This is a genomic window from Cryobacterium sp. TMT2-10 (assembly GCF_004403075.1).
GTDB lineage: Bacteria > Actinomycetota > Actinomycetes > Actinomycetales > Microbacteriaceae > Cryobacterium > Cryobacterium shii.
Genome location: NZ_SOGW01000041.1, coordinates 1 through 22,780 on the forward strand (window position 1 = coordinate 1; position 22,780 = coordinate 22,780).

Consider the following 22,780-nt stretch of genomic DNA (forward strand, 5'->3'; position numbering starts at 1 on the left):
TCCCGCCCCTGCCCGCGCCCGCGCCCGCGCCCGCCCGCAGCGTCGCGGCGGACCCTGTGCCCGCCGGCGCAGGTTCTAACCTGCGCCCGCTGCCACAACCTGCGCCGCGAGTGCGGCCCGGCGCCCGGTGACCGGCCGTGACCCAGAGGTCACCCGGCATCCTGTCACCCGCACCTGCGAAGCTGGACCGATGACCGACACCCGCACCGACGCCCTCGATATCCTGCGCACCCTGGTCGGGCGCGATGACGCCGACTTCCACGAGGGGCAGTTCGAGGCGATCGAGACCCTCGTCGACCAGCGCCGGCGCGCCCTGGTCGTGCAGCGCACCGGGTGGGGCAAGTCGGCGGTGTACTTCGTCGCCACGCTGCTGCTGCGCCGGCAGGGCGCCGGGCCGACGATCCTGGTGTCGCCGCTGCTCGCCCTGATGCGCGACCAGGTGGCCGCGGCCGCCCGGGCCGGCGTGCGCGCGGTCTCGATCAACTCGTCCAACCCGCACGAGTGGGCCGAGGTACGGCAGCAGCTGCAGAACGACGAGGTCGACGTGCTCCTCGTCTCTCCGGAGCGCCTGAACAACCCGAAGTTCCGTGACGAGCAGCTCCCCGCGCTGCTGGAGCGGGTCGGCCTGCTCGTCGTGGACGAGGCCCACTGCATCTCCGACTGGGGCCACGATTTCCGGCCCGACTACCGGCGCCTGCGCGACCTGATCGCCCAGATGCCCGACGGGGTGCCGGTCCTGGCGACGACGGCCACCGCGAACAGCCGGGTGGTGACGGATGTCGCGGCGCAGCTGGACAGCGCGGCGACCGGATCCGCCACCGACACCTCCGCCGGAGCCGACACCTCCGCCGCGGTGGTCACCATCCGCGGGCCGCTCGCCCGCGCCTCCCTGCGCCTGGGCGTGCTGCGCCTGCCCGACTCCCGCACCCGCCTGGCCTGGCTGCTCAGCCACATCGACGAGCTGCCCGGCAGCGGCATCGTCTACACCCTCACCGTGTCGGCGGCCGAAGACACGGCCCGGCTGCTGCGGGAGGCCGGCCACCCTGTGCGCGCCTACACCGGCCAGACGGACACGGCCGAACGCGAGGAGTCCGAGGGCATGCTCAAGCGCAACGAGGTGAAGGCCCTCGTCGCCACCAGCGCCCTCGGCATGGGCTTCGACAAACCGGACCTCGGCTTCGTCCTCCACCTCGGCGCACCCTCCTCCCCGGTCGCCTACTACCAGCAGGTCGGCCGCGCCGGCCGCGCCACCGAGAACGCCGATGTGCTGCTGCTGCCCGGGGTCGAAGACCAGGACATCTGGCAGTACTTCGCGACCTCCTCGATGCCCAGCAAGAACAAGGCGGAGGCCGTGATCGCCGCGTTGACCGCGCACGGCGGCGCCCCGCTCTCCACCCCGGCGCTGGAAGCCCGCGTCGACCTGAAGAGGAGCCCGCTCGAACTCCTGCTCAAGGTGCTCGACGTGGACGGCGCCGTGCGCCGGGTCACGGGCGGCTGGGTCGCCACGGGCGAGCCCTGGTTCTACGACCAGGAGCGCTACGAGCGCATCGCCGCCGCCCGCGTCGCCGAGCAGCAGTCCATGATCGAATACGAGACCACCACCGGCTGCCGGATGGAGTTCCTGCAGCGCGCCCTCGACGACGACACCGCCGTCGCCTGCGGGCGCTGCGACAACTGCACCGCGGCCTGGTTCCCGGCCGAGGTGCGGCCCGACATGGCATCAGCCGCCGCCCAGTCCCTCGACCGGGTCGGCGTGGCCCTCGAGCCGCGCGCCCAGTGGCCGACCGGGGTCGCCAGCCTGGGCGTGAACGTGCGGGGCAACATCCCGGTCGACGAGCGTCTGCTGGCCGGGCGCGCCCTCGCCCGGCTGACCGACCTGGGCTGGGGCGGGCCCCTGCGCGACCTCTTCGCCGCTCAGGCCACGGATGCCCCGGCGAGCAAGGCCATGATCGCCGCCTGCATCCGCGTGCTGGCCGAGTGGGGCTGGGAGGAGCGGCCGGCGGCGGTGGTGAGCCTGCCGTCCCGGCGGCATCCGGTGCTCGTCGACTCGGTGGCCCGCGCCCTCTCCGATGCCGGGCGGCTGCCCTGGCTCGGTTCCCTCGACCTCGTGGGCACGGGGCCGACCGGCGCCCCGGGCGGCAACAGCGCCTACCGGCTCTCCAATGTGTGGGACCGCTTCAGTGTGGGGCCCGATCTCGCCCAGGCGCTGGCCCCGTTCGCCGGGCGGCCGATCCTGCTGGTCGACGACATCGCCGGGAGCCGCTGGACGCTGACCGTCGCCGGGCGCCTGCTGCGGCGGCAGGGCGTCGCGGCGGTGCTGCCGTTCGCTCTCGCCCTCACGTCCTGATGCCGGCGCCCCGGGTCAGCGCAGCGCCCGCAGCTTGACGCCCCGCCGCTCACCGACCTCGTCGGCGTCCGCGGCCTCGCCCCGGTGTGCCGCCTGCATGGACAGGCGCACGAGATCAACGCCGCGCAACCCCGGCCAGCCCTGCACCAGGCGACGCCAGGACGTGGGCACCTCCGCCAGTCCCCAGCGCGCGGCCACGAGCGCACCGACGGTGGCCGCCACGGCATCCGTCTCGCCCCCGCCCCGCGCAGCGGCCTCGATGGCGCGGCGCACCTGGCCGGCATCCGTGCCCTGGGTGTGGGTGATCGCCGACCAGGCGCCCTGCAGCGTCTGCACCACCCAGCCGTTGTTCGAGAAGTCTGCCGGCCGCTTTTCTTCGGCGTAGGCGAACCGCGCCGCCCAGGCGGCGCGCCGACCGGCCGGCAGCAGCGGAAGACCGACCCGCAGGTCCAGCTCCCCCTCCATCACCGCATGACGGATGGCGAGTCCCCACAGCACGCAGGCGTCCCCGGTATCCGTCTCGCAGTGCGTCAACTCACTGACCAGCCGGGCAGCATCGGCCAGCGCCCCCGGGTCGTCGAGGTAGGCCAGGGCGACCGCCGCGGTGCGAGGGAGCGAGCCGGCGCCGGCGCTGCGCCCGTTTCGTTCGTGCTGTTCCCGGGCCATCCGGCGCACCCCCGCTGCCGTCGGTTCGCTGCGCGAGAGCACCGCCCCCAGCTGGATTCCACCGTAGGGGGCGGATTTCGCCCAGCCCACCCACTGGACGGCCACGCCGTCGAGTACGGCCTCATCCCGCAGGTCTCCGCCGTCTGCCGCGGCGAGCGCCAGGGGCACGGCCATGGCGGTGTAGTCGGTCCATTCGCCGGGCGCCCAGTGGAACCCGCCGCCCCCACGCATACTGACGGGCGTGGAGTCGGGCAGGGGGCCTGCGAATTCGTAGCCGGCACCGAGCGCGTCTCCGCAAGCCAGGCCGAGGAGCACGCCGGCGGAACGATCGTGCTGGGCAGGGGTGAGCTTCATGGCGGACTCCTTCGGGTTGAGTACGGCTCGCGCAGCCTATTACCACGCAAAATCGCGGGCAAGGCCATTGACCCGGCGTCCCCTCCTGTGTGACGGGACATGTCGGATGGGAATAGTGACCGGTGCGCACACCTTGTTAGTCTTCGGACGTTGCTGATCAGCAACGGAACGACGAAACCTCGGTTAGGCCAGAAACTAATGAAGCTCAAGATCATGTCGGCAGTCCTTTTCACAGCGATCGCCGTTTCGCTGGCCGGCTGCTCCACCGGCGGGGACACTGACTCCAACAAGACCGCCGGGGCGGACACGTCCCTCTTGGCCGTGCAGAAGTCCGGCACGCTCACCGTCGGCACCGAGGGAACCTACCGCCCGTTCACGTTCCACGAGAACGGGTCGGGCAAGCTGACCGGATTCGACGTCGAGGTGGTCGAAGCCGTCGCCGGCAAGCTCGGCGTCAAGGCCAAGTTCGAGGAAACCCAGTGGGACGGCATCTTCGCCGGCCTCGAGGCCGGCCGCTTCGACGTGATCGCCAACCAGGTCTCGATCACCCAAGAGCGCACCGCCAAGTACGAGTTCTCCACGCCGTACACGTACTCGACGGGCGTGATCGTGGTCAAGAGCGACAACACGTCCATCACCTCCTTCAAGACCCTGTCGGGCAAGACCTCGGCGCAGTCGCTGACCAGCAACTGGAACACCCTGGCCACCGAGAGCGGCGCCAACGTGCAGGCCGTCGAAGGCTGGGCCCAGTCGGTGGCACTGGTCGAGCAGGGCCGCGTCGACGCGACCGTGAACGACAACCTGACCTACCTGGACTACAAGAAGCAGACCGGTGCCGCCGGTCTCAAGGTGGCCGCGAACACCGACGAGAAGTCCGAGTCCGCATTGGCCTTCATCAAGGGCAGCACGGCGCTTAAGACCGCCGCGGACAAGGCCCTGGCCGAGCTGACCGCGGACGGGACCCTGGCGAAGATCTCCGAGAAGTACTTCGGGACCGACGTCTCCAAGTAACCGCCTCGGCTGACGAGGCGTACCGATGAACGAGACCGCGACCCAGTCCGCCTGGGACCTTTTTTTGACCTCCCTGGGACCGATCGCGCAGGGAGCCGTCACGGGAACCATCCCGCTGGCCCTGGCATCCTTCGCGATCGGGCTCTCGCTGGCCCTCGGGCTGGCCCTGATGCGCCTATCCCGGCGCCGCTGGGTGTCCGGCATCGCCCGCGTCTACATCTCCATCATTCGCGGAACGCCCCTGCTGGTGCAGCTGTTCGTGATCTTCTACGGCCTGCCGTCGCTGGGCATCCTGATCGACCCGTGGCCGAGCGCGGTGGTCGCGTTCTCGCTGAACGTGGGCGGGTATGCGGCCGAAGTGATCCGCGCGGCGATCCTCTCGGTTCCGAAAGGACAGTGGGAGGCCGCATACATGATCGGGATGTCGCATCGGCGCGCGCTGACCCGGATCATCCTGCCCCAGGCCGCCCGGGTGTCCGTCCCTCCCCTGTCGAACACCTTCATCAGCCTGGTCAAGGACACCTCCCTGGCCTCCCTGATCCTGGTCACGGAGCTGTTCCGCCAGGCCCAGGAGGTGGCCGCGTTCAGCCAGGAGTTCATGCTGTTGTACCTGGAAGCGGCACTGGTGTACTGGGTGATCTGCCTGGCCCTGTCGTCGGTGCAGAGCATCCTCGAGAAGCGATTGGACCGCTATGTCGCCCACTGACCAGCCCGTTCCCGACGCCCTGCTGCGGGTGCGCGGCCTGCGGAAGAACTTCGGCACGAACCGGGTGCTCGAATCGATCGACCTCACGGTCGGGCGCGGCCAGGTGCTCGCCCTGATCGGCCCGTCCGGTTCGGGGAAAACGACCATCCTGCGCTGCCTGAACGGCCTCGAGCTGGCCGACGGCGGCACGATCGATGTGGGTGGCGAGGTGTCCGTCTCGTTCGACCCGCCCCCGACGAAGAAGCAGCTCACGGCGTTGCGGGACCGCTCGGCCATGGTCTTCCAGCACTACAACCTGTTCCCGCACAAGACCGTGCTGGAAAACGTGCTCGAGGGGCCCGTCGTGGTGCAGCGGCGGCCGAAGGCCGAGGTGACGGCCGAGGCAATCGCCCTGCTCGAGCGCGTGGGCCTCGGCGACAAGACGGACAGCTACCCGTTCGAACTCTCCGGCGGCCAGCAACAGCGCGTCGGGATCGTACGCGCGCTCGCGCTGCGACCGCAGCTGCTGCTCTTCGACGAGCCCACCTCGTCGCTGGACCCCGAACTCGTCGGCGACGTGCTGCGCCTGATCAAGGAGCTGGCGGTGGAGGGCTGGAGCATGGTGATCGTCACTCACGAGCTCGAATTCGCCCGCGAGGTAGCCACCGAGGTGGCGTTCGTCGACGGCGGCACCGTTGTCGAGCACGGCGATCCGAAGCAGGTTCTTCGCGAGCCGAAAGAGGAACGCACCCGCCAGTTCCTGCACCGGCTGTTGTTCCCGTTCTAGACCACCGGCCGGCGTCTGAAATCCGCCCGCTAGCTCTGGTGCTCGGGGTCGTGCTTATTCGCTGGTTCCGCGACGGTCTGATCCGCTGCCCGGAGTGAGCCGGCATGAGCCCGCGCCGTGGGATCCTGCCGCGTCTTGATCAGGCTCGCAACCGTGGTCACGGTCAAGACCACACCGATGACGATCAGGCTGAGGTTCGTGCTGATCTCCGGCACGCGGGCGTCCAGGCCGTGTCCCCAGTGCAGAACGAGTTTCACACCGATGAAGGCCAGGATGAGGGACAGGCCCGTCGACAGGTAGACCAGCCGGTCGAGGAGCCCCTTGACGAGGAAGAACAGCGCCCGGAGCCCGAGCAGTGCGAAGGCGTTGGCCGTGAAGACGATGTAGGCCTCGTCGGTGATTCCGAAGATCGCCGGGATCGAGTCGAGTGCGAACAACAGGTCGGTGCTGCCAATGGCTATCAGCACGATGAACAGCGGTGTCACCGCTCGGCGGCCAGCGCTTCGCGAGAACATCCTTCCGCCGTCATAGTCGTCGGTGACGGTCAGGCCCCGGCGGGCCACCCGGACCAGCACGTTGTCCTGCACGTCGGGGTCGACATTGCGGTGCCGGTACAGCTGTACGGCCGTGAAGATCAATACCAGACCGAAGATCAGGAACATGAATGAGAACAGCGAGAGCAGTGCGGCGCCCAAGGCGATGAAGATCGCCCGCAAAATGAGTGCCAGCACGATCCCGAAGATAAGAACCTTCTGCTGGTATTTTTCCGGGACGGCGAAGGTCGACATGATGATCACGAATACGAAGAGGTTGTCGATGGACAGGCTCTTCTCAACGATGTAACCGGCGAAGTATTCAGCGCCGAAGCCCCAGCCCACCTGCGCCGCGAAAACGAGGCCGAACAGGATCGCGACCGCGATGTACAGCACGGACGAGAGTGCGGCCTCCCGAAACCTGACAACGTGCGGCCGAGCGATGGCCAGGCCCAGGTCCAGCGCGAGCAGAACCAGAATGACTGCGATGGTGAGCGCCCAGCGGAGCGCGGTTACTTCCAGCAATGGTGACCTTCCTGTCGTATCCCCGGTGAGAATTTTTTCCCCATCTCGGCGGCATTATTCTTCTTCAGTGATGTCAACAGCGATTTCTCCGGTGGTCTCCGACTCAACATCGCCCGCCCCCTTCCGGCGCCTCGCCGGTCTGCTGCGGATCGGCATGGGCCTGCTGCTTCTCGCGAGCATTGCCACGCAGGTCACGGACCAGCTCTGGAACGATGCCTTCGTGGCCACCGAGTACTTCGGCTATTTCACCATCCAGTCCAGCCTGATGAACGTCGTCGTGCTCCTCGTGGGCGGTTCCCTCGCCCTGCGCCGAAGGCTGGATCCCCAGCTCCTGACCGGAGTACGGATGTCGGTGCTCACCTACGCGGTGGTCACCGGCGCCGTGTACAACGCTCTGTTGCGCAACGTCGTCTCCGACGGGTTCACCGGGATCGCCTGGCCCAACGAGGTGCTGCACGTCTGGGCGCCGATCTTCATCGCGCTGGACTGGATACTCTCCCCGGGGCGCCCCGCCCTGGCCTGGAAGCGCCTCGGTCTGGCCCTGATCTATCCGCTGGCCTGGGTGGCCTACGCCGTGGTGCGGGGCAACCTGACCGGCTTCTACACCTACCCCTTCCTCGACCCAGGCCAGCCGGGCGGCTACCTCGCGGTGGCGCTCTACGTGCTCGGCATCGCGGCCTTCATCACCGCTCTCGCCGCGGCCGCGATCGCCGAGAGCCGGTTCCGTTCCCCTGCGTTCCGGGCCGACACCACGGCCTGATCGGCTCAACTGAGTCCGTTCGGCGGGCGCGAACGTGCCGAACACCGCGATCATCTCGTCCACGCTGTGCGCCGCGGTCGATGGATGCCGGAACGGCCGGTTCCGCTCGATGCTGTAGTGGTTGCGCCGCCCGACCCGTTCACGCCGGATGTACCCGGCCTCGACCAGGTCGGCCAGGATGCTCAGTGCCGCCCGGGACGACACCCCCACCGTGTCCGCGAGCTCCTGCACCCGGGCATCGGGGTTCGCCGCGATGGCGAGGAGCAGGTGCGCGTGGTGAGTCAGGAACGTCCACCGTGTGTCGGGGGGAGGCCGGCGGTCCGCCGGGGACAGTGACGGGGCAGGGGACGGAGACCGGGCCGGGATCTGTGTCATCGTCTCGTCTCACTTTCGGTTCTTCTCGGTCGGATCCACCAGACCGGCTCGAGTTCGGCCAGTTCGTCCGGAGTGGCCAGCCGGAATGCCCCGGCCGGAACCGCCTCGACGCTGCGGCGGCCCTGTCCCCGCGTGGCCCGCAGACTCAGCAGGATCGACACCAGGAGGATCGCCACGATCACGGCCAGCGATACCGTCGTGGGGATGTAGAAGACGTCGAGCAGCAGCATCTTGACACCCACCCAGACCAGCACCAGGGCGAGGCCGATCTTCAGGTAGACGAAGCGGTGCATGAGGTCCGCGAGCAGGAAGTACATGGCGCGGAGCCCGAGGATCGCGAACGCGTTGGCTGTGAAGACGATGAACGGTTCGTTGGTGACCGCGAAGATGGCGGGGATGGAGTCCACGGCGAACACGACATCCGTCACCTCGACGAGCACGAGGACGGCCAGCAGCGGCGTCGCGAGCAGGATGCCGTTCTTGCGCACGAGGAAGCGCTGGCCATGGAAGGCGTTGGTCATCGGGATGAAGCGGCGGAAGAGACGCAGCACCGGCGACTTCTCCGGATGTGCTTGTTCGGCGCGCGTCTTGATCATGCGGTAGCCGGTGTAGATCAGGAACGCGGCGAAGACGTACAGGATCCAGGAGAAGTTCTCGATCAGCACGGCGCCGGCGGCGATGAAGCCGCCGCGTAGCACGAGGGCGCCCACCACGCCGAGGAACAGCACTCGGTGCCGGTATTCCCGCGGCACCGCGAAGGCCGCGAAGATGATCGCCCAGACGAAGACGTTGTCCACCGCGAGGGATTTCTCGATCAGGTAGCCGGCGAAGTATTGCTGACCGAATTCGGCTCCGGCGGTGATCCAGACCACCAGCCCGAAGCCGATACCGATCAGCACCCAGACGACGGACCAGGCTGCGGCTTCCCGCACCCGGATCACGTGCGCCTTGCGATGGGCGAACAGGTCGATGGCGAGCATCGCTAGGATGATGCCGAAGACGCCCAGCCAGGCGGAGAGAGAAACGTCCATGGGGAGAGTGATGCCTTCCAGTCAGGTGCGCCAACTGGAGGTCTCGTCCGGCCGCGGTGGCCCGTGCGGCCGGGTTTCGATCACGAAACCGTAGTGACGACCACACGCTGAGGATTACTCCCCTCCTGCAACTAGTGAAGCATGCTTCACCTGTTGGATCAAGCAACGGCATCAAACGACGTTGAAAGGCCCCGGCTCGGCGACTATGGTGCGTTCAAACAGGGAGGTCGCCCATGAAGGGTTTCGTTCAGGACATCAAGGATCTTGCCGGTCAGAATTCGGATTTTCGCCGCGTTCTCTACACCGGCAGCGGGCTGCAGCTGGTGGTGATGTCACTCAAGCCCGGCGAAGACATCGGCGAGGAGGTGCACGATGACCGGGACCAGTTCTTCCTCGTCGAGAAAGGCCGGGGAGAGATCTGGATTGACGGCATCACCACCGAAATCCGTCGGAGCATGGGCATGGTGGTTCCCGCCGGGGCGCGGCACAACGTGTTGAACACCGGGGGCAAGAAGCTCCGGCTGGTCACTGTGTACGGGCCGCCTCAGCATGCCGACGGCACCGTGCACGCGACCAGGGAAGACGCCGAGTCCGCCGAGGAAAGCTTCGACGGCACGACCACGGAGCGCGCGCGCGCCAAGGGCACGTCGGCCGGGAACAAAACGGCCGGGAAAGCGACCGCCGGGAAGACGACTGCTCGAAAGGCGACTTCTCGACAGACGACTTCTCGAAAGACGACCGCCGGGAAGGCAAGCATCGGCAAGACGAGCGCCGACACCGAGTAGTCGAGTGCCCGCGCTTCATCCTGTGCTGGGTGAGGCGCGTGGTCATCCGGTCATTATCGCTACCGGTAGGGTCGAAAGCCGACCCTGGGGGAACCGTGCGAAACTCGCTGCACCACGTCGGCCGGGCCCGACGGCGTTCGCGGCTGCGGCCGGGCCTGACCGTGCTCGTGGCCCTGCCCCTGCTGATTCTCGCGCTGGCGATCGCAGCCGGGAACACCGGGAACCCGGGCGCCCCGGCCGCGAGCTCGGCGTCGCCCGCCGCCTCGGCCGTGGCCACTCCCGAGGCCACTGCGGCTTCACCCGGGGCCTCGGCGGCGGCCTCCCCCGCCGGCTCCGCCTCGGCGTTGCTCGCCACCCTGCCGGTGAAGGGAAAGGCCGCGAAGACGGGCTACGACCGCACCGGGGAGTTCGGGTCCGCCTGGCGGGACGTCGATCGAAACGGCTGCGACACCCGCAACGACATCCTCGCGCGGGATCTCACGGTGATCGTGACGTCCGGGCCCTGCAAGGTCATGAGCGGCCAGCTCCTGGCGCCGTACACCGGTCGGACCGTGGCCTTCGTGCGCGGCGAAACGACCTCGACACTCGTGCAGATCGACCACCTGGTGGCGCTGTCGAACGCCTGGCAGACCGGTGCCCAGCAGCTCACGCAGGACCAGCGGATCGCGCTGGCCAACGATCCCGTGAACCTGCTCGCGTCCGATGGCGCCTCCAACTCACAGAAGAGTGACGGCGACGCCGCCACCTGGCTGCCCGCAGCCTCGTCCTTTCGCTGCGAATACGTCGCCCGGCAGATTTCGGTCAAGGCCGCCTATGGCCTGTGGGTGGCCCCGGCCGAACATGACGCGATGGCGCGCGTGCTCGCGGCCTGCCCCGACCAGCAGGCCTACGCCGACACGCCCGCGCCCGCGTTCTGACCCCGGCCCCGGCTCACGCTTGACACTGACTACACCGGCACGAGACCGTCGTCGATCTCGCTGTAACCCTGATCGGTGACGGTGATGACCAGCTTGGCCGGGATCTGCTCCTTCATCGAGTCGACGTGGCTGATCAGGCCGATGGTACGGCCACCGGCGCGGAGCCCGTCCAGGGTGCTCATGGCCGTCTCCAGCGTGGCGCTGTCGAGGGAACCGAACCCTTCGTCGACGAAAAGGGTGTCCAGGGCGATGCCGCCGGCCTGGTTCGACACCACCTCGGCCAGACCCAGGGCCAGCGCGAGCGAGGCGAGGAAGGTCTCACCCCCGGAGAGCGAGTGGGTGGGCCGGGCTCGCCCGGTGTGCGCGTCGCGGATCATCAGCCCGAGGCCGGACTGGTTGCCCCGGTACTGCAGCGAATCATCGTGCTCGAGGCAGTAACGGCCGCCGGTCATGGTGCGCAACCGGTTGTTGGCCGCCGCGATGATCTCCTCGAGCTGCGCGGCGAGGACGTAGGTCTCCAGGCGCATCCGTTTGGTGTTCGGTTCATCCCCGTGCACCGCGGCAGCCAGCTCGCGGACCCGCGTGTGGGTGGCGAGGAGCTCGGCCCCGGCGTCGAAGTGCGCCGCGGCGTCCGCGACCAGCCCGGCCATGACGGCCACCCGCTCGTCCAGCGACCCGCGGGCGGCCACGGCCTCGTCTCGGGCGTCGGCGGCGGCCGCGAGGGCGATGCGGGACGGTTCCAGATCGGTCCGGCCGTCGGGGAGGCCGACGATCTCCGGCTCGGCGAGCACGGCGCGCGACGCCGCCAGCTCGTCGTCGTGGCGCCGGATCGCCGCCTCCAACGTCGCAATGGCGGCCTCGTCCAGGCGAGCGGTGACCGCGGCCGCCTGGTCGGTGAAACCTTCCTGCGCCAGCTGCGCGTGTACGACGTTGAGAGCTGACTTCCGTGCGTTGTCCCGTTCGAGGCTGCGGGCCAGGGCCTCGTCCAGGGTGCGCGCGGCGTCGAGTCGGGCGCGCAGGGCCAGTGCCCGGTGCGTGACGGATGCGAAGTCGCCGCGATGGGCTTCGACCCGCTCGTCGATGGCCAGGCGCTGGCTGCGGCGCTCGGCCAGGGTCGTGGCCGCCTCGTCACGGGCGAGTCGCAGGTCCGCCAGTGACCGCCCCGCCTCCTCGAGGTCGGCCCGCAGCCGGCTCTTGTCGCGGCCCAGGCTCTCGGCGCGTTCGGCCGCGGCCTCGGCTTCGGCCAGCGCCGCCTCAGCCGTGATGATGACGGCGGCCAGTTCGTGGGCGCTCCCTTCGCCGGCACGGATTCCGGCCAGCGCGAGAGCAGTGGTGACCGAACCGATTCGGGCGTGGCTGCGGTCGAGCCCGGCCTGGGCCAGCGCCATCCGCGCACGAGCGGCCTCGAGGTCGCGCTCGGTGACCGGTTCGCCGTCGCCGACGGCGGGGACGGGATGCACGCTCGAGCCGCAGACGACGCAGGGCGCCCCGTCGACGAGCTGCAGGGCCAACTCCGCGGCATGACCGGCCAGTCGCCGATCACCGAGGTCCTGATAGTGCACCGCGGCCTCGGTGTTCTCCCGGGCGGTGGCGGCGTCGGCCACCAGGGCAGCCGCGAGATCGGCGTCAAGGGCTCGCACCTCTTCCGCCGCGGTCTGGGCGGCGAGCGCAGCCTGCACGAGTGCACGGGCCTCCGGTTCGCGTGCTGCCGTCCGAACCGCAGCGGCCAGTTCCCGGTCGATCCCGTCGAGCCGGTCGGGCAGCAGGTCGAGTTGCTCCTGCGTCGCATAGACGGCCGCCGTGTGGCGGCCGAGCCGAGCCGCCAGGTCGGCGAGGTCACCGTCGAGCCCCGGCAGTCGTTGTTCAGCGAGGACGACGTCGTCCAGCGAGCCCAGTTGACCGAGAAGGACTTCGATCGTGGTGCCGAGGCTCTTCCGCGTGGAGGCGGCGACCCGATCGGCCGGGATGGGCGCGCCGCCCGGAGCCGGGGAATCCCCGGCCGTGTCCGGGTCGTCCTGGAACGGTTGCCAGGCCTGACGTGCGGCCCGCTCCGCGGCCAGGGCGAGATCACGGGCGTCATCGGCGGCCTGCAGGGCCAGGAGCTGAGGCCAGACCTTTGCCGCCCGGTTCGCGGATTGCACGGCGCCCCGGTCTGAGGCCACCCCGGGCTCGCGTTCATGCAGCAGAGTGAGGGACGACAGGGCACCGTCCCGGCGATCCTGTCGTTTGCGCAGGTCGCCCTGCGCCTGGTGGTGAGCCGTCGCGGCGGCGAGTGCAGCCGCAGATCGGTCTGCCGTCACGGCGGCGGCCCGGTGCAGGGCGCCGAGTTCGTCCCGGGCGGCGTCGAACCAGTCGCGGTCGGGGTTCTGCGGCACGTCCTCACGTTGGAGCTGCCGCGCCGCGGTGCCGGAAAGCCCGGCCAGCCGTTGCCGCACCGATTCCAGAGCGTCGCCGAGCAGCTTGCGCCGGCCCTGGAGGTCCGTCTCCACTCTCTCAAAGCGTGCCGTGCCGAAGAGTGTGCGGAGCACGGCACGGCGGTCGTCCGTCTTGGCCAGGAGGAACCGCTGGAACCGGTTCTGGGCCAGCAGGATGACCTGCAGGAACTGGTCCTGCTTGAGGGGAAGGATCCGCGCCAGCTCATGTCCGACGTCGACGGGGCGGGTGGCGATGCTGCGCCAGCCGGCACCGTCAGCAGCACCGTCAGCAGCACCGCTGTCACCAACGCGGTCGAACACGTCGAGGCGGGCGTCGGGCTGCGACATGGTGGTGCCCACCCCGCGCTTTTTGTTCTTCTCGTATCGGGGCGTGCGGTAGATGCGGTAATTCTGGCCGTTCAGGCCGAATTCGAGCTCGACGAAGGTGAGGTCGTCGGGGTCGCAATGGTCGCTGCGCAGCTGGGATTCGGTGCCCTCATAGCGCGGCACGCTGGCGTACAGGGCGAAGCAGACCGCGTCGAGGATGCTGGACTTGCCCGCCCCTGTTTTTCCGCTGATCAGGAATATTCCGTCGGCATCGAACCGCTGGAAGTCGATCACCTGTTCGTTCTTGTAGGGACCGAAACCGGCGATCCGCAAGCGCTTGATCTTCATTCCGTCACCTCCAGGAGGTCTCTCGCGGCGAGGATTTCGGCGACGAGATCACGCTCGAAATCCGTCTGGCCGACCCCGTTGCGCACGAACTCGAGAAATCCCGCCACGATCTCGTGGTCGTTCTGGCGATAGATGCGCTCCCCATAGGTCGCGACCTCTGACTGCACGACGATGAAGGGCCGGTGCTCGAGGGTGACGCAGTGCGGGAAACGCTTCTGCAGTCGCCGCATTCCATCGAGGGGCCGAACCTGGTCGGTCAGGATCGCCGACACCCAGTCATCCGTGAACTCATCGAACGAGTCGTCGGTAAGCAACGCGTCGATCTCACCGGTGAGCACGCTGAGGCGGCGGGGCACGGGCAGGTCGACCCACTCGATCTGCGCCTCGTGGCCGCCGCGCCCGTCACCGGGCCCGAGGTCGACCAGCCAGCCGCCGCGGGGCTTGCCGGCCTCGGAGAACGAGTAGTGCAGTGGTGCTCCCGAGTAGCGCACCCGGTCGTTGAGGACGGCCCGGCCGTGGATGTGGCCGAGGGCGACGTAGTCGGGACCGACGGACTTCGCGCCGTCATTTATGAATCCGTCGTTAATGAATACCGGGTTGGTAAACACCGAGACCGGCACGAGGTCGAGCCCGCCGGCGGTGATGTCGCGCTCGACGTCGGTCGCCTCGGCTACCGCGACTCCGGCCGCGAAACAGTGGCTGAGGACGACCGAGCGGCCGCCCCGCACGGCGAGGTCGGCGCGGATGCGGCGCATCACGAAGGTGAGCACCTGCTCGTGCGTCTTGAGCGTCTCGTCCGGGTAGAGGTGTCGGATCAACGCCGGCTCGAGGTAAGGGATGCCGTAGAAGTGCACGGGGCCATGCTCGTCCTGCAGGGTGACGGGCTCGAGGAATTGTTCCGGCCGGGTCACCACGTGGATGCCGGCCAGCCGGGCCCACTCGGATTGGAAGCCCAGCCGGGTCGCCGAATCGTGGTTTCCGCTGGTCATGACCACCTGGGCGCCGGCCTCCCGGATCTCGCGGAGCGCCGCCGCGAGCAGGGTGTAGCTGTCGGCGGAGGGCATCGCCGAGTCGAAGATGTCGCCGGCGACGGCAACCACATCGATCCGGTGGTCCCGCACGGCCTGGACCAGGGCGTCGAGGACCTGACGCAGGTGCCCCAGGGTCGAATGCGTGTGGAAGGTTCGCCCGATGTGCCAGTCAGAAGTGTGCAGGATCTTCATGCTCTTCACGGTAGTGCCGACCACTGACACCGGCCGCACGCCTGCCGATCCGGGGCCCATCGCCGTGCAGGCGGCAGGCGAAAATCGCCCCGGGACAGCCACTTCTTTGTTTATCTGCGTTTTGCTTGACAAGCAAAAACAAACACAGGTACGGTAGAGCCATTGAAGTCCCGTGGTCCCCGCCACAACCGTTTCATACATCGTCGAGGAGGACAAATGTTCGCTGAAGAGCGCCAGGCCCTGATCGCCGATCTGGTGTCCAGTTCGAGCCGGGTCACGGTCAGCGAGCTGGCCACCCGCTTCGACATCACCCCCGAAACGGTGCGCCGAGACCTGACCACCCTGGAGGGCGCCCGCCAGTTGCGCCGCGTTCACGGCGGTGCCGTGGCCCTCGACCGGCAGAGCATGTCGGAGCCGAGCCTCGAAGAGCGCCGGACCCAGCACCATGATGAGAAGATGCGGATCGCGGCCGCAGCCCTCGCGCTGATCCCGGCCAGCCAGACCGGGTCGATCCTGCTCGACGCCGGTACGACCACCGAACTCCTCGCCGACCTCCTGGTCGACTGGGCCCCGGCCGAACTGGACGACGAACTGCTCGTCATCACCAACGCGGTCCCCATCGCCACCAAGCTCGCCTTGAACGACGACATCCAGCTCTATATCCTCGGCGGCCGCGTGCGCGGCCTCACCCGCGCCGTCGTCGGCCCCAGCACCATCGCCCAGCTCGACGCCCTGCGGCCCGACATCGCCTTCATCGGCGCCAACGGCGTGCACTCCGATTTCGGATTCAGCACCCCGGATGCCGTCGAGGCCGCAGTGAAAACAGCCATCGTCCGTTCGGCCCGCCGCGTTGTCGCGCTGGCCGATTCCTCCAAGCTCGACAAGGAAACCCTGATGCGCTTCGCCGCCCTGGGTGAAATCGACGTGCTGATCACGGACGCCTCCCCATCATTCGAACTTGCCGCAGCCCTGGCCGCGGCCGACGTTGAGGTTGTGATCGCGTGATCATCACGCTTACCCCTAATCCAAGCCTGGATCGCACGATCGAGCTGAGCGGGCCCCTGGCGCGCGGCGAGGTGCAACGCGCCGGCTCCTCCCACGAGGAACCGGGCGGCAAGGGCGTGAACATCGTTCGCGCACTCGAGGCATCCGGCATCCTGAGCCTCGCCATCCTGCCGGGCGACGATATGGACCCGGTCCTGGTCGCCCTGCGCGCCGACGGTGTCCCGCACCTCGGAATGCCGATCGGCGCCACGATCCGCAGCAACGTGGCCATCACCGAGCCCGACGGCACCACCACCAAGGTCAACGTGCCCGGGCCGGTCCTGACCCCCGCCCAGCAGGCCGCCCTGATCGAGCTCGTGCTGGAGAAGGCCGAAGGGGCCAGCTGGCTGGTCCTGGCCGGCTCCCTGCCGCCCGGGGTGCCGGTGGACTTCTACGCCAGGATCACCCGCGAGCTGCGCACCCGCTTCGGCACGAGCGCCCCGAAGGTGGCCGTCGACTCCTCGGGAGCGCCGCTGGCCGCCGCCGTGACCGCCGGCCCTGACCTGATCAAGCCCAATGCGGAGGAGCTCGCCGAGCTCACCGGCATCCCCGACCCGGACAGCCTCGAGGGCAACCCCGAACTCGTGGCCCGGGCCGCGCAGCGCCTCGTCGCCGGCGGGGTCGGCGCCGTGCTGGCCACCCTCGGTTCCAAGGGTGCCGTGCTGGTGACCGCCGATGGGGCCTGGCTGGCCCAGACCCCGCCGATGGTGGCGGTCAGCACGGTCGGCGCCGGGGACTCGTCCCTCGCCGGATACCTGCTCAGCACCAGCGCCGGGGAACCCGCCCCCGACTCCCTTCGTCAGGCAGCCGCCCATGGGGCAGCCGCCGCGTCTTTGCCCGGATCAACCGTTCCGGCACTGAACCAAACCAAACCGGGCGACGTCACCGTGACGACGCTTGTTACCCATCCAAAGGAGGATGTCCAGTGAGTGCACTGATCACGCCGGAGCTCGTTGCTCTGGATAAGAATCTCGGAGCCGCGCCCTCGAGCGTAATCCGGCATCTTGCCGAGCTCGTCGTCGGCGCCGGCCGAGCCACCGAGATTGAGGGCCTCTACGCGGATGCCCTCGCCCGCGAAGCGAAGACCGCCACCGGGATTCCGGGCGGCATCGCAATTCCTCATTGCCGCTCAGAGGCCGTTTCCGAGCCGACGCTGGCCCTGGCCCGGTTGACCTCCCCGGTCGACTTCGGCGCCAAGGACGGCCCCGCCGACCTCGTCTTCCTGATCGCAGCCCCCGCGGGAGCCGACCAGGACCACCTTAAAATCCTGGCCAAGCTGGCTCGCTCGCTGATGAAGGCCGACTTCACCGCCGCACTGCGCGCGGCGAAGACGCAGGCCGAGATCGTCGAGCTGGTCACCAACGTCGTCGCCCCCGTCGGAGTCACCGTCGGCGCGTCCGCAAACGTGGGCAGCACGCCGTCCGCGGCCACCGGGGTCAAGCGCCTCGTCGCCGTCACCGCCTGCCCGACCGGCATCGCGCACACCTACATGGCTGCCGAGTCCCTCGCCGCCGCGGCCAAGGCCGCCGGCGTGGACATGCAGGTCGAGACGCAGGGTTCCGCCGGCCTCACGATGCTTGACGCGTCCGTGATCGCCGCGGCCGATGCCGTCATCTTCGCGGTCGACGTGGACGTTCGCGGTCGCGAGCGTTTCGCCGGCAAGCCCGTCATCCAGGTGCCCGTGAAGCGCGGCATCGACGAACCGGCCAAGCTCATCCAGGATGCGCTGGCCGCGGCACAGAACCCCAATGCCCGCCGCGTCGGCGGCACCGTCGGTGCGGCCGAGGCCGAGGAGACCAACGAGCACTTCGGCCAGAAGGTCAAGCGCGCCCTGCTCACCGGTGTCAGCTACATGATCCCGTTCGTCGCCGGTGGAGGCCTGCTGATCGCACTCGGCTTCCTCCTCGGAGGCTACGAGATCACCAAGGTCGCCGACACGGTGACGCTGCAGAACAGTCTGTTCAACCTGCCTGACGGCGGAATGCTCACCTACCTGGGAGCCGTCTTCTTCAAGATCGGCGCCCTGTCGATGGGCTTCCTGGTTCCGGCCCTGGCCGGTTACATCGCCTACGCGATCGCCGACCGCCCCGGAATCGCCCCCGGTTTCGTCGCCGGTGCCGTTGCCGGGTTCATGGGTGCCGGCTTCCTCGGCGGCATCGCCGGTGGTCTGCTGGCCGGTGTCGCAGCCGCCAGCTTCGCGAAGCTCGACGTTCCGCGCTGGCTCCGCAGCCTGATGCCCGTCGTCATCATCCCGCTGGTCGCGTCGATCGTCGCCTCGGGCCTGATGTTCCTGGTTCTCGGTGGCCCCATCGCGCTGCTGAGCACCGCGCTGAACGAGTGGCTGTCCGGCATGACCGGCGCCTCCGCCATCCTGCTCGGCCTGATCCTGGGCCTCATGATGGGCTTCGACCTCGGTGGCCCGGTCAACAAGGTGGCCTACGCCTTCGCCGTCGCCGGCCTCGGTACGGCCACCATGGCCAACCAGGCGCCGTGGCAGGTCATGGCCGCGGTCATGGCCGCCGGCATGGTTCCGCCGCTCGCCATGGCTCTGGCCACGGTGCTCGACCGCCGACTGTTCAGCGTCGCTGAGCGGGAAAACGGCAAGGCGGCCTGGCTGCTGGGTGCGTCCTTCATCTCCGAAGGCGCCATCCCGTTCGCTGCAGCAGACGTGCTCCGCGTGATCCCGGCCTGCATGGTCGGCGCCGGTGTCACAGGCGCTCTCTCGATGGCCTGGGGTGTCACCTCGAAGGCTCCCCACGGTGGCGTGTTCGTGTTCTTCGCCATCGACAGCTTCGCGCTCTTCGCCCTGGCCATCGCGATCGGAACCGTTGTCGCGGCCCTGCTCGTGATCGCTCTGAAGCGCTACGCCCGCAGGACACCGCTGGTCACCACGGATGCAACCGTGCCCGCACTGACCAACGCGTAGCATCAAGAGCGCAGTAGTTTCGCTGCGCGAGAATAGAGGTTATACCGTGCAAAATTTCACCGGCGTCGGCGTAAGCCCCGGCCGAATCATCGGATCCGTCAGGCAAATGCCGAAACCGATCAGCGAACCCCCGGCTGGCGACCGGCTGGATCCGTCGAAATCGGCGGATGAGGCGACCGGCGAATTACGCGCCGCGGCCAAGACGGTGCAGGCCGAGCTGCAGCGCCGCGCCGAAGCCGCCACGGGTGCCAGCAAGTCGGTCCTCGAAGCCACCGCGCTGATGGCCACCGACCCGATGCTGATTAAAGCCGCAGTGAAATTAGTCGCGACCGGAACGTCTACCGAACGGGCCATCTGGGAGTCCGGCGCATCCGTCGCTGAGATGCTGCACAACCTCGGCGGTTACATGGCCGAACGGGCCACGGATGTCCTTGACGTCCGAGCCCGGATCGTCGCCGAACTGCGCGGGGTCACCGCGCCCGGGATCCCCCACTCGGACGTTCCCTTTATTCTCGTTGCCGAAGACCTGGCCCCCGCCGACACGGCGACCCTGGACCCGAAGAAGGTCCTCGGACTGGTCACCAGCGGCGGCGGACCGCAGTCGCACACCGCGATCATCGCGCGCGCCCTCGGCCTGCCGGCCGTCGTCGCGGCGGTCGGCGTCGACGCCCTCGCCGACGGCACCGAGGTCTATGTGGACGGGGCCGCCGGCACCCTCCAGGTCGGTCCGGGTGACGAACAGCGCAAGGCCGTCGAGGCGTGGGAGCACGTCGCGGCCAGCCTGTCCGTGTTCGACGGCAACGGTGCCACCGCTGACGGCCACCTCGTTCCCATCCTGGCCAACGTGGGCGGGGCCGCGGACGCGGTCAAGGCCGCTGAAGCCGGAGCGCAGGGTGTCGGTCTGCTCCGCACCGAGTTCTGCTTCCTCGAACGCGACACCGAACCCACCATCGACGAGCAGGTCGTCGCCTACCGGGGCGTGTTCGACGCGTTCCCCGGCAAGAAGGTCGTCGTGCGCACGCTCGACGCCGGCGCCGACAAGCCGCTGCCGTTCCTCACCGACAGCACGGAGCCCAACCCGTCGCTCGGCGTTCGCGGCTACCGCACCGACATGACCAGCCCCGGCGTGCTCAAGCGCCAGCTCACGGCCATCGCGACCGCCGCCGAGGCGTCCTCCGCCGTGGTCTGGGTGATGGCCCCGATGATCGCCACGGTCGACGAGGCCGCCGACTTCGCGGCCATGTGCCGCGTTGCCGGGCTGAAGACCCCCGGCGTCATGGTGGAGGTTCCCTCCGCGGCCCTCCGCTCGGCGAGCATCCTGACCGAAGCCGAATTCGTCAGCCTCGGCACGAACGACCTGACCCAGTACGCGATGGCCGCGGACCGGCAGCTCGGCACGCTCGCGGCGCTGAACTCGCCCTGGCAGCCCGCCGTGCTGCAGCTGATCCAGCTTACCGTCGCCGGGTCGATCGCCGAAGGCCACAACAAGCCCGTGGGTGTGTGCGGCGAAGCCGCGGCCGACCCCGTGCTCGCCGTGGTGCTCGTCGGACTGGGCGTCGCAACCCTGTCGATGACATCCCGCTCGATGTCAGCCGTCGGTGCCGTGCTCAAGTCCGTGACGCTCGAAGAGGCCCAGGGGCTCGCCGAACTCGCACTCTCGGCACGCAACGCCGACGAGGCGCGTACGCGGGTGCGCGCCGGATTGCCCATACTGGAAGAGCTGGGACTCTGACCGCTCGCCGGCCATCCGTCGCAGCAGCAGAACACAGAGCAACACTGTGAGCATCACCATCGGCGGGCCTTACCCTCGCCGAGCACCAATGAGGAGGAAGAATGTCCGAACGTAAAGCCACCATTGCGAGCCGCGTTGGCCTGCACGCCCGCCCCGCGTCCATCTTCGCGGCCGCGGTCGGCGAACAGACCACTGAGGTCACGATCGGCCTGGAGACCGACCCGGCCGAAGACGCCATGGACGCCTCGAGCATCCTGTCGCTGATGAGCCTGGGCGCCTCCAATGGCGACGTCGTGGTTCTTCGCGCCGAGGGCGACGGATCCGACGAGGTGCTCGAAGCACTCGTGAAGATCCTGGAAACGGACCTCGACGCCGAGTAGCACCCCGCGCCGCCGGCGCGACGAAACCGAAAAGAGCACCCTCGCCACGAGGGTGCTTTTTTTGTTTCGGCATCAGCCGGAACAGGTCACGCGCGGGTCTTCCCCCGGCGGTCACCCTTGACTAGGGTTGCCCGTACACGCGGCGGACGAGACCCTGAGCGGCCGCCCGATTCCCTGCAGACGAGCGAGAAGGAACCAACCGTGACTGACAGCCAGAACCCCGCAGCCGCCCCCAGCGTCACCGGCCCCGCCACCGGCCCGGACGCACACAACATCAAGGACTGGACCGACCTCGGCAAGGAGATGTGGTCCTATCTCACCGGCAAGAGCGCCGTGATCAACTACAAGTTCATCGATATGACCGTCGAGGTGCCGCGCGACATCGGGCCGGACGCCCCGCGCGCCACCTGGAAGCTGAACGGGACGCTGCAAGTCACCACCAGTGAGGGCTCCGGCACCGAACCGCTCGCGCCGTAGCGATGAGTCCCTCCACGCGCCTGGATATCGACCTGGCGTTCTCCCTGGTGGGGCCGGGTGCGGCCTCGTCCCCGGAGCCCGGCGCCGCCCCGGCTGCCGGCCCCGCAGCGCCGTCCGAGCCCGCCGAGCAGATGAACGGCACCATCACCGCCCGCGGACTGCACGTCGAGGTCTTCTCGAGCAAGCCCGAACTCTTCGTGCGGGCCAGAACGACGAAGCTGAAAGACATCCGTGGCCTGGCCGCCGACCTGGCCGAGCGGGGGCTGACCGTCTCCGTGTCGGGGCCGGACGGTTTGATCATCCGTCTCGGCGCCGTGCGCGCGCCGGTCATTCAACGTCTGCTGACCGGCTCAGCGCATATCGCACTCGGCAGCCGGGCCGCCCTGGTTCCCCTGCTGCGCCGACGGAGCGCGGGAGCCGCGGATGCCCCGTCGTTCCCGCTCCCGCCGCCGACTCTGTTGCCGCTGGTGCCCACCTTCGACCGCAGGATCCGGCGCAGGATCACGACGACGCACTACGCGGCGGGGGCAGGCCGGCCCCGGCTGATCTTCGTCGTCGGTTCCGAGAACTGGAACGGGCAGATGCCGCGCGAGTTCGACCTGCTGCCGGGCACCACCACGATCGGTTCGGCGCCGGATGCCGACCTGCAGCTGCAGGGCCTCCAGCCTTTCCACGCCGAGATCCGCCACGATGAGAACGACGAATACGTCCTGTACCCGCTCGGCGAGGTGTCCGGCGGCGTCCGGCGGGAGTCCCCTCCGGACCAGGCCGGCGCCGGGCAGGTGCTGCGGACCGGGGCTCGGATCGAAATGGGGCCGTGGCGGATGGCGTTCTTCCGGGAGGAATATGCCGACCACGGCCGCCCCTACGGCGGTCGCCTGGGCGGTGAGCTGTCGTACCAGAAGCCGCAGCCCAGCCGCCGCAGCACCCCGCCCCAACCGCCGGCGTCCGCCCAGCCCGCGGATGCCGCGCCACCCGCCGGTGCCGCCCCGGTCGACGATTCCGAAATCTGAGGTCTCTCGGCAGAGGCGGCGCCGCCGTCTCGACGCGCGGCGGCCGGGCCCTGCGTCGAACCAATTCGACGGAGATACTGCCCTAAAAACCCGGATCCGGGCGGTTCCGGACCGATTTGG

The 22,780-nt window shown here is 69.0% G+C and carries 19 protein-coding genes and 1 pseudogene; 14 read left to right on the plus strand and 6 right to left on the minus strand.

Going from position 1 to position 22,780, the window contains the following annotated elements; genetic code table 11:
• Window positions 1–190: 190 nt before the first annotated feature.
• The gene (locus E3T37_RS05085) at window positions 191–2,347 is read left to right on the plus strand and encodes a RecQ family ATP-dependent DNA helicase (protein WP_134365739.1); all 2,157 of its coding nucleotides are present in this window, start codon (window positions 191–193) and stop codon (window positions 2,345–2,347) included.
• 15 nt (window positions 2,348–2,362) lie between these two features.
• Here E3T37_RS05085 and E3T37_RS05090 read toward each other — a convergent pair whose 3' ends face one another.
• On the minus strand, window positions 2,363–3,367 hold the full coding sequence (locus E3T37_RS05090) for an ADP-ribosylglycohydrolase family protein (protein ID WP_134365740.1): 1,005 nt from the start codon (window positions 3,365–3,367) through the stop codon (window positions 2,363–2,365).
• 213 nt (window positions 3,368–3,580) lie between these two features.
• Between E3T37_RS05090 and E3T37_RS05095 the strand changes: the two genes are divergently transcribed.
• The 3 genes from E3T37_RS05095 to E3T37_RS05105 are packed head-to-tail and all read left to right on the plus strand — an operon-like array spanning window position 3,581 to window position 5,850.
• Window positions 3,581–4,378 carry an amino acid ABC transporter substrate-binding protein gene (locus E3T37_RS05095; RefSeq protein ID WP_304992453.1) on the plus strand — a complete coding sequence of 266 codons (798 nt, stop codon included), beginning with the start codon at window positions 3,581–3,583 and terminating at the stop codon, window positions 4,376–4,378.
• A 25-nt stretch (window positions 4,379–4,403) separates the two neighbouring features.
• Window positions 4,404–5,084 (plus strand): amino acid ABC transporter permease, encoded by a 681-nt coding sequence (locus E3T37_RS05100; RefSeq protein WP_134365742.1) that lies wholly within the window; start codon window positions 4,404–4,406, stop codon window positions 5,082–5,084.
• A complete protein-coding gene (locus E3T37_RS05105; RefSeq protein ID WP_134365743.1) occupies window positions 5,071–5,850 on the plus strand; it encodes an amino acid ABC transporter ATP-binding protein in 780 nt (259 codons plus the stop codon). Before E3T37_RS05100 ends, E3T37_RS05105 begins: the two co-directional genes overlap by 14 nt.
• Window positions 5,851–5,879: 29 nt before the next feature.
• Here the strand turns inward: E3T37_RS05105 and E3T37_RS05110 are convergent, their stop codons facing one another.
• Entirely contained in the window at window positions 5,880–6,908 is a 1,029-nt protein-coding gene (locus E3T37_RS05110; RefSeq protein WP_134365744.1) for a TerC/Alx family metal homeostasis membrane protein, read from the minus strand.
• A 70-nt stretch (window positions 6,909–6,978) separates the two neighbouring features.
• Between E3T37_RS05110 and E3T37_RS05115 the strand changes: the two genes are divergently transcribed.
• Window positions 6,979–7,668, plus strand: coding sequence for a Pr6Pr family membrane protein (locus E3T37_RS05115; protein WP_134365745.1), 690 nt, complete (start codon window positions 6,979–6,981; stop codon window positions 7,666–7,668).
• 144 nt (window positions 7,669–7,812) lie between these two features.
• On the opposite strand, the pseudogene E3T37_RS05120 reads toward E3T37_RS05115, so the two are convergent.
• Both E3T37_RS05120 and E3T37_RS05125 read right to left on the minus strand, forming a co-directional pair.
• Window positions 7,813–8,043, minus strand: a pseudogene (locus E3T37_RS05120) (winged helix-turn-helix domain-containing protein); the annotation flags it as partial.
• A complete protein-coding gene (locus E3T37_RS05125) occupies window positions 8,040–9,074 on the minus strand; it encodes a TerC family protein (RefSeq protein ID WP_134365746.1) in 1,035 nt (344 codons plus the stop codon). The pseudogene E3T37_RS05120 and the gene E3T37_RS05125, both read right to left, overlap by 4 nt.
• A gap of 233 nt (window positions 9,075–9,307) precedes the next feature.
• On the opposite strand from E3T37_RS05125, the gene E3T37_RS05130 reads away from it, so the two are divergent.
• Together E3T37_RS05130 and E3T37_RS05135 are read left to right on the plus strand one after the other, a co-directional pair.
• Window positions 9,308–9,859, plus strand: a complete 552-nt coding sequence (locus tag E3T37_RS05130; RefSeq protein WP_134365747.1) for a cupin domain-containing protein — start codon at window positions 9,308–9,310, stop codon at window positions 9,857–9,859.
• 95 nt (window positions 9,860–9,954) lie between these two features.
• The gene (locus E3T37_RS05135; protein WP_241975806.1) at window positions 9,955–10,776 is read left to right on the plus strand and encodes an HNH endonuclease family protein; all 822 of its coding nucleotides are present in this window, start codon (window positions 9,955–9,957) and stop codon (window positions 10,774–10,776) included.
• A gap of 29 nt (window positions 10,777–10,805) precedes the next feature.
• Here the strand turns inward: E3T37_RS05135 and E3T37_RS05140 are convergent, their stop codons facing one another.
• Window positions 10,806–13,865, minus strand: coding sequence for an AAA family ATPase (locus E3T37_RS05140; protein ID WP_134365748.1), 3,060 nt, complete (start codon window positions 13,863–13,865; stop codon window positions 10,806–10,808).
• Entirely contained in the window at window positions 13,862–15,088 is a 1,227-nt protein-coding gene (locus E3T37_RS05145) for an exonuclease SbcCD subunit D (RefSeq protein WP_134365749.1), read from the minus strand. The genes E3T37_RS05140 and E3T37_RS05145 overlap by 4 nt, the downstream gene beginning before the upstream one ends.
• A gap of 216 nt (window positions 15,089–15,304) precedes the next feature.
• On the opposite strand from E3T37_RS05145, the gene E3T37_RS05150 reads away from it, so the two are divergent.
• From E3T37_RS05150 to E3T37_RS05180, 7 genes are all read left to right on the plus strand, one after another.
• Window positions 15,305–16,093: a DeoR/GlpR family DNA-binding transcription regulator gene (locus E3T37_RS05150; protein ID WP_134365750.1), complete on the plus strand. Its 789-nt coding sequence runs from the start codon at window positions 15,305–15,307 to the stop codon at window positions 16,091–16,093.
• Window positions 16,090–17,061: a 1-phosphofructokinase family hexose kinase gene (locus tag E3T37_RS05155; protein WP_134365751.1), complete on the plus strand. Its 972-nt coding sequence runs from the start codon at window positions 16,090–16,092 to the stop codon at window positions 17,059–17,061. Before E3T37_RS05150 ends, E3T37_RS05155 begins: the two co-directional genes overlap by 4 nt.
• The gene (locus tag E3T37_RS05160) at window positions 17,058–19,058 is read left to right on the plus strand and encodes a fructose-specific PTS transporter subunit EIIC (protein ID WP_134365752.1); all 2,001 of its coding nucleotides are present in this window, start codon (window positions 17,058–17,060) and stop codon (window positions 19,056–19,058) included. The genes E3T37_RS05155 and E3T37_RS05160 overlap by 4 nt, the downstream gene beginning before the upstream one ends.
• Window positions 19,059–19,104: 46 nt before the next feature.
• On the plus strand, window positions 19,105–20,790 hold the full coding sequence (gene ptsP, locus E3T37_RS05165; RefSeq protein WP_134365753.1) for a phosphoenolpyruvate--protein phosphotransferase: 1,686 nt from the start codon (window positions 19,105–19,107) through the stop codon (window positions 20,788–20,790).
• 101 nt (window positions 20,791–20,891) lie between these two features.
• Window positions 20,892–21,170 carry an HPr family phosphocarrier protein gene (locus E3T37_RS05170; protein WP_134365754.1) on the plus strand — a complete coding sequence of 93 codons (279 nt, stop codon included), beginning with the start codon at window positions 20,892–20,894 and terminating at the stop codon, window positions 21,168–21,170.
• 273 nt (window positions 21,171–21,443) lie between these two features.
• On the plus strand, window positions 21,444–21,647 hold the full coding sequence (locus E3T37_RS05175; protein WP_134365763.1) for a hypothetical protein: 204 nt from the start codon (window positions 21,444–21,446) through the stop codon (window positions 21,645–21,647).
• A 2-nt stretch (window positions 21,648–21,649) separates the two neighbouring features.
• Window positions 21,650–22,660, plus strand: a complete 1,011-nt coding sequence (locus tag E3T37_RS05180; RefSeq protein ID WP_174776154.1) for an FHA domain-containing protein — start codon at window positions 21,650–21,652, stop codon at window positions 22,658–22,660.
• Window positions 22,661–22,780: the final 120 nt, after the last annotated feature.

Bases quoted from the DNA above. Each gene is read 5' to 3' on its own strand.
- E3T37_RS05085 (WP_134365739.1), top strand. From the start codon at position 191: ATGACCGACACCCGCACCGACGCCCTCGATATCCTGCGCACCCTGGTC.
- E3T37_RS05090 (WP_134365740.1), bottom strand. From the start codon at position 3,367: ATGAAGCTCACCCCTGCCCAGCACGATCGTTCCGCCGGCGTGCTCCTC.
- E3T37_RS05095 (WP_304992453.1), top strand. From the start codon at position 3,581: ATGTCGGCAGTCCTTTTCACAGCGATCGCCGTTTCGCTGGCCGGCTGC.
- E3T37_RS05100 (WP_134365742.1), top strand. From the start codon at position 4,404: ATGAACGAGACCGCGACCCAGTCCGCCTGGGACCTTTTTTTGACCTCC.
- E3T37_RS05105 (WP_134365743.1), top strand. From the start codon at position 5,071: ATGTCGCCCACTGACCAGCCCGTTCCCGACGCCCTGCTGCGGGTGCGC.
- E3T37_RS05115 (WP_134365745.1), top strand. From the start codon at position 6,979: ATGTCAACAGCGATTTCTCCGGTGGTCTCCGACTCAACATCGCCCGCC.
- E3T37_RS05125 (WP_134365746.1), bottom strand. From the start codon at position 9,074: ATGGACGTTTCTCTCTCCGCCTGGCTGGGCGTCTTCGGCATCATCCTA.
- E3T37_RS05130 (WP_134365747.1), top strand. From the start codon at position 9,308: ATGAAGGGTTTCGTTCAGGACATCAAGGATCTTGCCGGTCAGAATTCG.
- E3T37_RS05140 (WP_134365748.1), bottom strand. From the start codon at position 13,865: ATGAAGATCAAGCGCTTGCGGATCGCCGGTTTCGGTCCCTACAAGAAC.
- E3T37_RS05145 (WP_134365749.1), bottom strand. From the start codon at position 15,088: ATGAAGATCCTGCACACTTCTGACTGGCACATCGGGCGAACCTTCCAC.
- E3T37_RS05150 (WP_134365750.1), top strand. From the start codon at position 15,305: ATGTTCGCTGAAGAGCGCCAGGCCCTGATCGCCGATCTGGTGTCCAGT.
- E3T37_RS05170 (WP_134365754.1), top strand. From the start codon at position 20,892: ATGTCCGAACGTAAAGCCACCATTGCGAGCCGCGTTGGCCTGCACGCC.
- E3T37_RS05180 (WP_174776154.1), top strand. From the start codon at position 21,650: ATGAGTCCCTCCACGCGCCTGGATATCGACCTGGCGTTCTCCCTGGTG.